The following is a 12,502-nucleotide window of genomic DNA, read 5'->3' on the forward strand; positions in this document are numbered from 1 at the left end:
ATCGAAACATTACCCGGCTGCCGTGCCAGGCCACGTGGCTCGCAGATTCCTCAGGGAGGGTCCGTTACCCTGAGGACCCGTGGCAACCACTAGCAGCTATGACCTGATCGTCGTCGGCTCCGGATTCTTCGGTCTCACCGTCGCCGAGCGGGCCGCGACGCAGCTGGGCAAACGGGTTCTCGTGCTCGACCGACGCGACCATCTCGGCGGCAACGCGTACTCCGAACCCGAGCCGACGACCGGCATCGAGATCCACAAGTACGGTGCCCACCTGTTCCACACCTCCAACGAGCGCGTGTGGGAGTACGTCAACCAGTTCACCGACTTCACGGACTACCAGCACCGGGTGTTCGCACTCCACAACGGGCAGGCCTACCAGTTCCCGATGGGACTGGGACTCGTCAGCCAGTTCTTCGGCCGCTACTTCAGTCCCGACGAGGCGCGCAAGCTGATCGCCGAACAGGCCAGTGAGATCGACACCGCCGAGGCGCGCAACCTCGAGGAGAAGGCGATCAGCCTGATCGGTCGCCCGCTCTACGAGGCGTTCATCAAGCATTACACCGCCAAGCAGTGGCAGACCGACCCCAAGGAGCTGCCGGCGGGCAACATCACCCGCCTGCCGGTCCGCTACACCTTCGACAACCGGTACTTCAACGACACCCACGAGGGTCTGCCGGTCGACGGTTACACCGCGTGGCTCGAGAACATGGCTGCCGACGACCGCATCGAGGTTCGCCTGTCCACCGACTGGTTCGATGTGCGGGAGCAGTTGCGCGCCGACAACCCCGACGCCCCGATCGTCTACACCGGTCCCGTGGACCGCTACTTCGAGTACTCCGCGGGCCGACTCGGCTGGCGCACACTCGACTTCGAGACCGAGGTGCTCGACACCGGTGACTTCCAGGGCACGCCGGTGATGAACTACAACGACGCCGACGTCCCCTTCACGCGCATCCACGAGTTCCGGCATTTTCACCCCGAGCGGGATTCCTATCCCGACGACAAGACGGTCATCATGCGGGAGTTCAGCCGATTCGCCGAGAACGACGACGAGCCGTACTACCCGATCAACACCCCGGAAGACCGGTCGATGCTGACCGCCTACCGAGAGCTCGCCCGCACCGAGACCGCCAGCGCCGGTGTGCTGTTCGGCGGCCGCCTCGGCACCTATCAGTACCTCGACATGCACATGGCGATCGCGAGCGCGCTCACCATGTTCGACAACACCCTGGCACCGCATCTCCGTGATGGTGCGCCGCTGGTGGCCGACCCCGCAGGAGCCGAATAGATGACGGTGACTCCCGTGAACCAATCCGACATACCCGACGCAGGTGTCGGACCGTCGAAGGCGAAATCTCTTCTGCAGCGGGTGATCTTCCCGCGCGCAGGCGAGCCGCTGGACGTCCGGTCGCTCTACGTCGTGGAGTCCGAGAGCAACAACCGCCGGGCGCACGCCCCCAGCCGGACCTCGGTGCTCCTGGGCGCCGAGTCCGAGGTGAGCTTCGAGACCTACTTCAACGCCTTCGCCGCGGCCTACTGGCGTCGTTGGAGCATCCTGGACTCGGTGGTGCTGCGCGTCGAGGTGATCGGCACGTGTCGCGTCGACCTGTACCGGTCGAAGATCGACGGGTCACGCATCGGCATCGGCGGTGACCTCGTCGACACCGACGAAACCGGGCGCGGCGTGGCCGAATTCGAACTCGACCTGGGTCCCTTCGAGGACGGCGGTTGGATCTGGTTCGACGTCACCACCGACACCGACACCGAGATCGTCTCCGCCGGTTGGTACGCGCCCATCGAGGCGCCGACCCCGGACGCGGAGACCAAGCGCGTCACGGTGGGCATCCCGACCTTCAATCGCCCCACCGATGCGGTGAATGCGTTGGCCGCGTTGACCTCCGACCCCATGGTCGACGAGGTGATCGACGCGGTGATGATGCCCGACCAGGGCACGAAGAAGGTCGTCGACGAGCCCGGTTACACCGAGGCCGCCGCTGCTCTCGGTGATCGTCTGCACATCTTCGACCAGGGCAACCTCGGCGGTTCGGGCGGATACGCGCGCATCATGTACGAGGCGCTGCGGCTCACCGACTCGCCGTACGTGCTCTACATGGACGACGACATCGCGATCGAGCCCGACTCGATCCTGCGCGCGCTGGCCATGTCACGATTCGCCAAGGCTCCCATGCTCGTCGGCGGTCAGATGCTCAACCTGCAGGACCGCAGCCATCTGCACTGCATGGGCGAGGTGATCCGCCGCGACACCTTCATGTGGACGGCGGCGCCCTTCGTCGAGTACGACCACAACTTCTCCAAACACCCACTGCGCGACCGCGAGAACTCGAAGAACCTGCACCGGCGGATCGACGTCGAGGGCAACGGCTGGTGGATGTGCATGATCCCGCGCGAATGTGCGGAGCAGATCGGCCTCCCGATGCCCCTGTTCATCAAGTGGGACGACTGGGAGTTCGCCCTGCGTGCGTCCAAGGCCGGATACCCCACCGCCACCGTGCCGGGTATCGCGATCTGGCACATGGCCTGGAGTGACAAAGACGACGCCATCGACTGGCAGGCGTACTTCCACCTGCGCAACCGGCTCGTCGTCGCGTCGATCCACCACGACGGCCCCATCAAGGGCATCGTCCGGTCGATGACCAAGGCGACCGCGAAACATCTTCTGTGCCTCGAGTACTCGACGGTCGCGATCCAGAACGAGGCGATCCGGGACTTCCTGGCCGGACCCGACCACATCCGCAGCCTGTTGCCGACCGCATTGCCGAAGGTCGCGCAGATGCGCAAGCAGTACCCGGATGCGGTGGTCCTGCCGTCGGCGACCGAGTTGCCCAGGACCTCCGGCGAGGCAACACAACTGGGCACCTCGATCCCGCTGAACCCGATCAGCAAGATCAAGGCGCTGACCGCGGCCGTCGTGAACAATGTGCGTCCGGCCGATCCGCGCCACCACGAGGTGCCGCAGGCCAACTTCCCGCCGATCGAGGCGCGATGGTTCTCACTCGGCCGGGTCGACGGCGTCACCGTCACGACCGCCGACGGCCGCGGCGTCGTCTACCGGCAACGCGACCGCGAGAAGATGATCGAACTCGCACGTGAACACTTCGCACTCGTCAAGGAACTCCAGGAGAAGTTCCCGGAGATGAAGCGGCAGTACAGGTCTGCGCACCGCGACCTGACCTCGAAGGAGAGCTGGGCGGGTGTCTTCGGAATCGGATAGTCCGTTGGTGGACGGTGACAGGGCCGTCGAAGACCGTGCGGAGTCGGGTCGGGTTCCGGCCGACGACATCCCACGCCACCTGAGCGGTGAAGAGAAGGCCCTCGTCGCCATCCAGGCCGGGATCGGTGCCCGTCCCGGCATCCGACCCGCCGCGCGCGGACTGTCGCATGTCGGCGAGCACGCGTTGGGCTGGCTCGCGATCTCGGGTACCGGCTGGGTGCTGGCCCGGCGCCGCGGTGACGTGCGAGCACAGCAACGCTGGATCGAGGCGGGGGTGGGTGCCTTCGGCGCGCACGCCGCATCGGTGATCATCAAGCGGATCGTGCGCCGCCCACGGCCCGCCCATCCCGCGATCGCGATCGGGGTGTCGACGCCCAGCAAACTGAGTTTCCCGTCGTCGCACGCCACCTCGACGACGGCGGCGGCGATCCTCATCGGTCGTGCCGCCGGGTGGGACCCGAAGGTGCTGCCCGCCGTCCTGGTGCCGCCGATGCTCCTGTCCCGACTGGTGCTGGGCGTGCACTACCCGAGCGACGTGACCGCGGGTGCCGCGATCGGTGCCGCGAGCGCAGCGGCGGTCATCGTGGGCGATAAGGTGCTGCTCGAACCCACCCGGAACGACCAGGAGCCCGGACGTGCCCGCCGCGCGGCGCACGTCCTGGCCCGACTCGGCCTGACGGCCGCGGTACCCGGCGGGCCGCTGCGTCTTGCCGCGTCTCCCGTCATCGCGCGGGTGACACGACACAGGGAGAGTGCATGAGCGAGGAGCCGATCGAGCACGGAAAGGTTCTCGGGCCACCGAAGACCCTGACATCCGGGCTGATCAAGGCCGTCCGGCCGCGGCAGTGGGTCAAGAACGTCCTGGTCCTCGCCGCTCCGCTCGCCGCGGGCAACATCACCGACGCCTCGGTGCTGGCCTCCGCGGGCATCGCCTTCGTCGCGTTCTGCCTCGCCGCGTCGAGCATCTACCTGGTCAACGACGCGATGGATGTCGAGTCCGACCGTAACCACCCGACCAAGCGGTTCCGGCCGATCGCGGCCGGCGTCGTCCCGGTCAAGCTCGCCTACATCCTCGCCGTCGTCCTGCTCGCCGGATCGATCGGCATCGCCTTCCTGGCCAACTGGCAGACCGCCGTCGTCATCGCGATCTACCTGGTCATCCAGCTCGGCTACTGCTTCGGCCTGAAGAACCAGGCCGTCATCGACATCTGCATCGTGTCCTCGGGCTTCCTGCTGCGCGCGATCGCCGGTGGCGTCGCCGCCGAAATCGTGCTGTCGCAGTGGTTCCTGCTCGTCATGGCATTCGGTTCGCTGTTCATGGCGGCGGGCAAGCGTTACGCCGAACTCCAGCTCGCCGAGCGCACGGGCGCCAAGATCCGCAAGGCGCTCGAGTACTACACGACCACCTACCTGCGCTTCGTCTGGACGCTCTCGGCAACCGCGGTCGTGATCTTCTACGGCCTCTGGGCCTTCGACAAGGGCTCCGACCACGACACCAACGTCGCGTATGCCATCTCGATGGTGCCGTTCACGGTCGCGATCCTGCGCTACGCCGTCGATGTCGACGGAGGTGCCGCGGGCGAGCCCGAGGAGATCGCCCTCGGCGATCGTGTCCTGCAGCTGCTCGCCGTGGCGTGGCTGGTGTGTGTGGGTGTCGCGGTCTATGCAGTCAATTGATGGATCGCCAACCGGATTCCGGGCGCTGAACACCGGCCGCAACAAGGTTGCGGCCGTCAGTTTCGTCGTCGGGGCCGTCGTCGTCAGCACGTTCTTCGCGATCGGCGCATGGCAGCGCCGGTGGATCGCCGACGACGGCCTCATCGTCCTGCGGACCCTCCGCAACCTCTTCGCCGGCAACGGCCCGGTCTTCAACGCGGGAGAGCGCGTGGAGGCCAACACGTCGACCGCCTGGACCTACCTGTTGTGGTTCTGGGCGTGGATCACCGACGGTCAGCTCGAGTACGTCGCGCTCTGGGTGGCGCTGGTGTGTTCGGTCGCCGCCATCCCGATCGCGATGTACGGCAGCGCGCGCCTGTTCGGCACCCGTGTCGGCGGGCTCACCGGTGACGGCTGGACCTTGCTGCTGCCGTTCGGCGCCGTCATCTACATCGCCATTCCACCCGCCCGCGACTTCGCCACCAGCGGCCTGGAGAACGGGCTCTGCATCTTCTGGGCGGCGGTGCTGTGGTGTCAGCTCGTCGCCTGGGCGAGGCGTGGCCCACACACGAGCCGTGGCAGCGCGGTCGCAACGCTGGTCCTGGCCTTCACCGCGGGTCTGGCACCCCTGGTACGGCCCGAACTCGCCGTGCTGGGCGGACTCGTGCTGTTGCTGGTGTTCTTCGCGCCCCTCGGCTGGAAGATGCGTCTGGGCGTCGTCGTGGTGGCGGGCGCGCTGCCCGTCGGCTACCAGATCTTTCGCATGGGCTACTACGCACTGCTGGTGCCCAACCCCGCGGTCGCGAAGGACGCCAGCGGTGCGAAATGGGATCAGGGCTTCGCATACCTGACCAACCTCTTCGGCCCCTACGTGCTGGTGCTGCCGGTCGTCCTCGCGGCGGTGGCGGGCGCTTTGCTGATCGTCGGCGGCCGGATGCGGGCCGCGGGAGTGAACGCCCCGGACACCGCCCCGACCGACACCGGTGACGCCACCCCGGCGCCGACGTGGTCGTCGCGGCTCGCCGGCTGGTCGCGCCGACTGCAGTCCTCGACCTCGGTGGTGACCGTCGTGGTCCTCGCCGGCCTCGTGCTGATCGTCTATTGGATGCGTCAGGGCGGCGACTTCATGCACGGGCGTGTGCTCCTGGTGCCGGTGTTCGTCACCCTGCTGCCCCTGATGGTGGTCCCGGTGACGATTCCCGCTCATCTCGGTGTGGTGTTGCGTCGCCGGTCGTCGAAGGAGTCCGACTCGGTCATCACCGACCCGGTGGACGACGACCCGGCCGGCGATCCCGAGCCCGCGGCGGCCGCACCGGCGCCGGGGGATCGTCGCCGGGCGCGGGCTCAGCTCGTCGGTGCGGTGGCGATGGCCGGCATGTGGATCACCGTCGTCGTGTGGGCGGTCGCGACGCATGCGAACGTCCTGCCGAACGCGGGCATCGACATCGGGCGCAGCGGCATCGTCGACGAGCGTCGCTTCTACGTCACCAACATGGGTAACGAGAACCCGGTGACCGCCGAGGACTACCTCGACTATCCGCGCATGGGCGCGATGGTCGAGAAGATCGACGAGTATCGCGAGGACGGCGGGGTCATCCTGCCGTCGTTCAACTACGACGAGTGGTACGTGGCCCAACTGCCCGCGGTGATGCCGAAGGGCGCCGAGCGGCAGGTGACCGTCTACTTCCTCAATCTGGGCATGACGAGCATGAACGCCCCGCTGGATGTGCGTGTCATCGATCAGATGGGTCTGGCCTATCCGCTCGCCGCGCACACCGAGCGTCTCGAGGACGGACGCATCGGGCACGACAAGATCCTGCCGAGCGAATGGGTCGTCGCCGAGGCGGGCGCGTTCCCGCGCCGCCCGGTGCTGCCCGGATATCTCGACGAGGACCTGGTCCGCCAGGCGCAGGTCGCCCTGCAGTGCCCGGAGACCAAGGACCGGTTCGCGTCCTTCGAGGCGCCGTGGTCCTTCGACCGGTTCAAGCACAACCTGCGTCAGGCGTTCACGTTCAACAGCTACCGGATTCAGCGTGAGCCGGAGTACGAGATCGCGCGGTGCGGGCTGGAGTTGCCGCCGCCGGTCAACCCGCGCTAGGTGCCGCGAGCCCAAACACACGAGACCAAGAGAATGCATAGAAAACGCGGGGTCGAACCTGTGGAGTTGCCGCCGAACATCTCGGATCGGTAACGTCCCCGGGGGCGCGGCCGATACAAGGGTCGTGACCGAGGCGTTCTGAACTGCTGGGACGCCGCGGTGACGGGGGTTGTGATCGCGATCACATGGTTTGTCACGTCCGGGGGCATCGAATAGGCTCGCCGACGGTGAATCGCATGCGAGATCGACTCGTGGACCGTCGTCGCGCCGCGCTGTGAGCCGGGGGGACGAGAGATGTGTGACGCACAAGCACCGATCGACGGTGAGGGACTGCGAAGTTCCCGGTCGTTCGGCTGAAGAGGGAGATTCTGTACATGCGTGAAGCTGCCAGTCAGGCGCCAAAGCCTGCGCGCAACCGGATGGGTAACCGGTTCATCGCCGCATTCATCGCCGTGCTGACAGTTGTCGGACTCACCGGCGTGGTCGCCGGGCAGGCCAACGCCCGCATCGGCGGTACGCAGGTCGGCAAGCAGGAGTTCTGGGTGAACGGCTGCGGGATGCCGAATGTGAAGGTCCGCGCCTGGAAGAAGCCCGGCAACTACAAGACCGTCATCCTTCTCGACGGCATGCGCGCCCAGTACGACTACAGCGGCTGGGAGATCAACACCAACGTCCAGGAGATGGTGAAGTCCGGCGTCAACGTCGTCGAGCCCATCGGTGGACCGGCAAGCTTCTACACAGACTGGGATGCACCCAGCAACTTCAACGGGCAGCCTTACCGGTACCGCTGGAACTGTGTCATCAGCCGCACCCTGATCAGTGCACTGGACGCCCGCGGCTTCCGCGTCGGACCGTCGAAGCGTTACGCCATCATGGGTCTGTCCATGGGTGGTAACGCCGCGCTCGTCCTCGGTGCTCAGAACCGCCAGCACTTCGACCGTTCCGGTTCGCTCTCGGGCTACAACTTCCTGAGCGCGCCCGGCATGCGTACCGCGCTGCGCCTCGCGATGCTCGACGTCGACCCGAAGCCGTGGAACATCGACGCCATGTGGGGCCCCCCGTGGAGCATCCGCTGGTTCCAGAACGATCCTTTCTGGAACATCGGCCTGATGCGCGGCATGAAGGTGTTCGTCGGCTCCGGTAACGGTCTGTTCGGCCGCTACAACGCGCTGCCCAACGTGTTCGACGACCTCTTCAAGGGTTCGACCCTGGAGCTGCTCGCGTTCACGCAGTCCAAGGCCTTCGAGGCCGCGGCCTTCGTGCAGGGCGTCCCGCTGATGACCTACTACGCCAACGGCACCCACGCCTGGGGCTACTGGCAGGACATGATCTGGAACGCCAAGAACCGCGGATTCTTCCGCTGATCTGACATCGCCGGTCCGCCGGCCGCACGACGCCCCGCTCGGGTTTCCGGGCGGGGCGTCGTCGTGTCTGGGTGCGCCCCCAACCGTTGGTCTCTGACCAGGATGAGCCGCAGAACTCTGGCTCCCTGGTCCGAGCGAAGCGACCCACCCCTGCTCCCTGAGGAGCGAGCTTGCGAGCGGCTCACCTGCTCCCTGAGGAGCGAGCTTGCGAGTGGCTCACCTGCTCCCTGAGGAGCGAGCTTGCGAGTGGCTCACCTGCTCCCTGAGGAGCGAGCTTGCGAGCGTCACGAAGGGCCTTCCTCGGTCGCCGGACCCTTCGTGACGCGCCCTCCGCAAGCTCCGGGCGCTCCTCAGGGAGCGGGGGACTCGCGCTCCGCAAGCTCCGGGCGCTCCTCTGGGGGCAGAAGCACGCTCGCTCCGTTCGCACCCCAGCTAGCGAGGCGACGACCCCATAGATATCGACTGTCACACAAATCCCACGTGTCACAGCGTGGCGTGCGGACAACCGCGCTCAAGGGCGTGTAAGAAACTCCTGAGGCGTTTGATTCTGGAGAGGCGTATGTGACTGACGGGGAATCAGTCACGATGCTGCTGGCGCCGGTGTACAGGGGCGAAGGAGTTCTGGAGAGTGATGCGGCGAAACAGTGGTACAGGCAGGGGCGACGCCCGGGCGGCCGACGACGGGCAGCCCGACGCGCGGGCGACCGGCCGTCGAGCGACCCGTCGTCCGGTGAAGGTCGCCGTGGTCGCGCTGGCGGCGGTCGCAGTGCTGGTGATCGGCAACGGTCTCGCCGGCGCCGAACCCGCGCCTGCCCCACCCGCCCCCGCGGCACCGCCGGCAGCGCCCGCGCCCCCGGCATCACCGAGCGCTCCCGCGCCCCCGAGCTCGCGCGCCCCCGTCGCCCCGGCGTCGGTGCCGGCCGCGCAACCGGCCAAGGTGACCAACACCTACTGGTACACCGACCGTCGCGTGGCCCTGTGGGTCTACTCCCCGGCGATGAACACGAACATCCAGGTGCAGATCCTGCTGGCGCGTGACTGGCACGCGAAGCCCAAGGAGAAGTTCCCGCAGCTGACGATGCTCGACGGTCTGCGCGCGCAGGACGATCAGAGCGGTTGGATCATCAACACGAAGATCGTCGACTTCTACAAGGACAAGAACGTCAACGTCATCCTGCCGATCGGTGGCGAGTCGAGCTTCTACACCGACTGGAAAGAGCCCGACCGCGGCAAGAACTACAAGTGGGAGACGTTCCTCATGCGGGAACTGCCGCCCATCCTGGAGAACGACTGGCGTTCCACCGACGTCCGCGGCATCGAGGGACTGTCGATGGGTGGCTCGGCGGCGATGATGCTGGCCGCCCGTAATCCCGGCTTCTACAAGTTCGCGGCGTCGTTCTCGGGGATCCTCCAGCTGAGCTCGTTCGGCATGCCGCAGGCGATCCAGTTCGCGGTGCGCGACGGCGGCGGCTACGACTCGATGAAGATGTTCGGCCCGCCCTCCGACCCGGCGTGGAAGGAGCATGACCCGTATCTGATGGTCGACAAGCTCCAGGGCACGAGTCTGTATGTCTCGTCGGGCAACGGCATGGTCGGTCCGCATGACAAGCCGTCTGACATCCCCATGCTCGCGACCAACTATTCCGGCGTCGGACTCGAGATGCTGAGCCGCGTCACGTCGCAACAGTTCGCGATCCAGCTGAACCGCAAGGGGATCCCGGGCCAGGCCAACTACCGCCCGTCGGGCACACACACCTGGCCGTACTGGGAGTTCGAGATGATGCAGGCCTGGCCGCAGGCGGCCGCGGCACTCGGGCTGTCCCGCGATCAGGTCGCCTGTCGCGTCGACGGAGCATTCCGCAAGGTGTGGGACGCCCGCAAGGCGGACCTCGGTGGCTGCCTCACCCCGTCGTATCCGGTCGCCGGCGGCAAGGCCCAGGACTTCGCCGGCGGACGCATGTTCACCGGACCGAAGGGACCCAAGATCGTCACCGGTGCGATCGGTGGTGCCTACGTCGCCGCGGGCGGTCCGGCCGGACGTCTCGGCAAGCCGACGACCGACGAACTCCCGACCCGCGACGGCAAGGGACGTCTGAACCATTTCGAGCACGGCCGCATCACCTGGACCGCGAAGGACGGCACGAAGGTTCTCAAGTGACGGGCTCCGTGGCGAAGGGGCGGGGGCGCCGATCGGTGCCCCAACCTCGACCCCACGTGTGTACGTCCTGAAACTTCGCTGAGGAATCGGAACGTTTGCGCAGGTGGTGCCCGTGCGACGGCCAAAAGGCCTCCGCACGGGCGGTAGCCTGACGAGGTGTGCGATGCAGGGTGCCCCTGCGTTGCGATCGGCCGCAGGCCGGACGCGTGAGGTGTCGCCGGACGGTAGGTCCGGCGGTGCGGCAACTCGACCCGAAAGGTTCGGCAGGAAGTGGCGATGACAACGAAGTGTGTGCGGCTGGTGCTGGCCGTGACGGGCCTCGCTCTCGCGCTCGGGTCCGTGTCGGCCTGCGCCGACGACTCGACGGCCAGCGCGCCGATCACCAACAACCCGGTCACGACGACGTCGCTGTACTCGGCTGCCGAGTCGTCGGCGAGCACGCCGGGGTCCGCGTCCGGAGAGACCACGCCCTCCACGCCGGGCGGCACGTCGGAGCTTCCGGCCACCGAGCCGAACCCCAGCACCAAGGTCCCGGCCAGTTTCCCGGGACCCAGCGGTCAGCCGCTCGACGACAAGGCCCGCGCCTACCTCGCCGCGCTGAAGCAGCAGGACGTCACGTTCATGGGGGACAACGACAACTCGGTCTCCCTGACCATGGCGAAGTATGTGTGCGGTGCCAAACAGAAGGGCACCGATCCCAATATGGTCAAGGCCTTCGTCACCGCCTCCGTCGGCCCAGGCTCGGACAACGTCGAAGAAGCGAACGTGAAGGCCGACAAGGTCATTCGCGCAGCCGAACAGCACTACTGCTGACGTGGCCGCTCGACGCAACGCCGCGGGCCGCACCCGAAAGGGTCCCGCCCGGCGGCTGGGTAAGTTCGCTCTGCTCCTCCTCGCGCTCGCGGTCATCGCGATCGTGCTCATCGTGGTGCTCGTCCTGGTGTGGCTGGCTCCTGGACCGTCACCGATCGGCCCCGGCGGGCCGTCGACGCCCCCGCCGTCGAAGGAACGCCCCGACGCCCAGCCGGCGGACTGCCCCGACGTCCTGACGGTTGTCATCCCCGGAACCTGGGAGTCGAGCGCCGACGACGATCCGTACGCGCCGTCGGCGAATCCGAACTCGTTGATGTTGCGGGTGTCCCGCGCGCTGTCGAACGACTTCGACTCCTCGCGCACTGAGATCTACACCGTTCCCTACACCGCGCAGTTCCGGAACCCGACCAATCTGGCCGACCGGCAGGCCGACTACAACGTGTCACGCACTCAGGGCTACAAACGTGCCGCGGGCAAGATCATCTCCACCAACGAGCGCTGCCCGCTGACGAATTACGTGATCATGGGTTTCAGCCAGGGTGCGGTCATCGCGGGTGATCTCGCGAGCAACATCGGCAACGGCCGCGGTGTGCTCGAAGACGGCGACCAGGATCTCGTGCTCGGTGTCGGACTCATCGCCGACGGACGCCGTCAGCCGGGTGAGCAGAACGACATCGCGCCGAGCCCGAGTGGCGTGGGTGCCGAGATCGCGCTCGGCGGGATGGGCAACCTCGTTCCCGGGATCTCGATGACCGGTCCGCGCAACGGCGGATTCGGCGACCTCCGGGATCGGGTCGAATCCATCTGTGCCCCGGGCGATCTCATCTGTGACTCGCCGACGATCGTCAACCCGCTGGCGGCGGTGTCGAAGCTGGCGAACGCGGCGTCGAATCCCATCCACGCGATGTATGCGACGACGCGCTACTGGGAGAACGACGGCCAGACCGCGACCCAGTGGATGTACGACTGGTCCAAGGACCTCATCCAGGGCGCGCCCCGGCCCGAGCACAACTGACCGGGGCACAACTGACCGGGGCACAACTGACCGGGGCCCAACTGACCGGGGCCCAACTGACCGGGTACATCTGAGCGGTCACAACCGACCGGGCTTGCCCGTTCCCCCGCCCTCGGCCCGGCCGGTCTGGCCGTCGACCTAACCGGCCGGTAACCTCGTCTGTCGG

The 12,502-nt window shown here is 67.1% G+C and carries 10 protein-coding genes; all 10 read left to right on the forward strand.

Translation table 11 applies throughout. The annotated features are described in order from the left end of the window. The first annotated feature begins 79 nt into the window (after positions 1 to 79). Complete coding sequence (gene glf / locus ACFW3F_RS06320; RefSeq protein WP_388055419.1) at positions 80 to 1,288, forward strand: UDP-galactopyranose mutase; 1,209 nt, start codon at positions 80 to 82, stop codon at positions 1,286 to 1,288. Next, positions 1,289 to 3,232 carry a glycosyltransferase gene (locus ACFW3F_RS06325; RefSeq protein WP_388055421.1) on the forward strand — a complete coding sequence of 648 codons (1,944 nt, stop codon included), beginning with the start codon at positions 1,289 to 1,291 and terminating at the stop codon, positions 3,230 to 3,232. Then, complete coding sequence (locus tag ACFW3F_RS06330) at positions 3,213 to 3,992, forward strand: phosphatase PAP2 family protein (RefSeq protein WP_388055423.1); 780 nt, start codon at positions 3,213 to 3,215, stop codon at positions 3,990 to 3,992. The genes ACFW3F_RS06325 and ACFW3F_RS06330 overlap by 20 nt, the downstream gene beginning before the upstream one ends. Then, positions 3,989 to 4,909 (forward strand): decaprenyl-phosphate phosphoribosyltransferase, encoded by a 921-nt coding sequence (locus tag ACFW3F_RS06335; RefSeq protein WP_388055425.1) that lies wholly within the window; start codon positions 3,989 to 3,991, stop codon positions 4,907 to 4,909. The genes ACFW3F_RS06330 and ACFW3F_RS06335 overlap by 4 nt, the downstream gene beginning before the upstream one ends. Next, positions 4,896 to 6,986, forward strand: a complete 2,091-nt coding sequence (zomB, locus tag ACFW3F_RS06340) for a flagellar motor control protein ZomB (protein WP_388055427.1) — start codon at positions 4,896 to 4,898, stop codon at positions 6,984 to 6,986. Before ACFW3F_RS06335 ends, zomB begins: the two co-directional genes overlap by 14 nt. Positions 6,987 to 7,360: 374 nt before the next feature. Continuing rightward, a complete protein-coding gene (locus ACFW3F_RS06345; protein ID WP_388055429.1) occupies positions 7,361 to 8,350 on the forward strand; it encodes an alpha/beta hydrolase in 990 nt (329 codons plus the stop codon). 631 nt (positions 8,351 to 8,981) lie between these two features. After that, on the forward strand, positions 8,982 to 10,508 hold the full coding sequence (locus tag ACFW3F_RS06350; protein ID WP_388055431.1) for an alpha/beta hydrolase-fold protein: 1,527 nt from the start codon (positions 8,982 to 8,984) through the stop codon (positions 10,506 to 10,508). A gap of 276 nt (positions 10,509 to 10,784) precedes the next feature. Beyond that, positions 10,785 to 11,321, forward strand: a complete 537-nt coding sequence (locus tag ACFW3F_RS06355) for a DUF732 domain-containing protein (RefSeq protein ID WP_388055433.1) — start codon at positions 10,785 to 10,787, stop codon at positions 11,319 to 11,321. A 1-nt stretch (position 11,322) separates the two neighbouring features. After that, the gene (locus ACFW3F_RS06360) at positions 11,323 to 12,336 is read left to right on the forward strand and encodes a cutinase family protein (protein ID WP_388055435.1); all 1,014 of its coding nucleotides are present in this window, start codon (positions 11,323 to 11,325) and stop codon (positions 12,334 to 12,336) included. Beyond that, positions 12,276 to 12,410: a pentapeptide repeat-containing protein gene (locus ACFW3F_RS06365; RefSeq protein WP_388055437.1), complete on the forward strand. Its 135-nt coding sequence runs from the start codon at positions 12,276 to 12,278 to the stop codon at positions 12,408 to 12,410. Before ACFW3F_RS06360 ends, ACFW3F_RS06365 begins: the two co-directional genes overlap by 61 nt. Positions 12,411 to 12,502: the final 92 nt, after the last annotated feature.

It is taken from the genome of Gordonia sp. NPDC058843, assembly GCF_042743165.1.
Taxonomy (GTDB): domain Bacteria; phylum Actinomycetota; class Actinomycetes; order Mycobacteriales; family Mycobacteriaceae; genus Gordonia.

What these genes read in the sequence shown, in the direction of transcription:
- ACFW3F_RS06335 (WP_388055425.1), top strand. Translation starts at nt 3,989, where the DNA reads ATGAGCGAGGAGCCGATCGAGCACGGAAAGGTTCTCGGGCCACCGAAG.
- ACFW3F_RS06345 (WP_388055429.1), top strand. Translation starts at nt 7,361, where the DNA reads ATGCGTGAAGCTGCCAGTCAGGCGCCAAAGCCTGCGCGCAACCGGATG.
- zomB (WP_388055427.1), top strand. Translation starts at nt 4,896, where the DNA reads ATGCAGTCAATTGATGGATCGCCAACCGGATTCCGGGCGCTGAACACC.
- ACFW3F_RS06325 (WP_388055421.1), top strand. Translation starts at nt 1,289, where the DNA reads ATGACGGTGACTCCCGTGAACCAATCCGACATACCCGACGCAGGTGTC.
- ACFW3F_RS06350 (WP_388055431.1), top strand. Translation starts at nt 8,982, where the DNA reads ATGCGGCGAAACAGTGGTACAGGCAGGGGCGACGCCCGGGCGGCCGAC.
- ACFW3F_RS06355 (WP_388055433.1), top strand. Translation starts at nt 10,785, where the DNA reads ATGACAACGAAGTGTGTGCGGCTGGTGCTGGCCGTGACGGGCCTCGCT.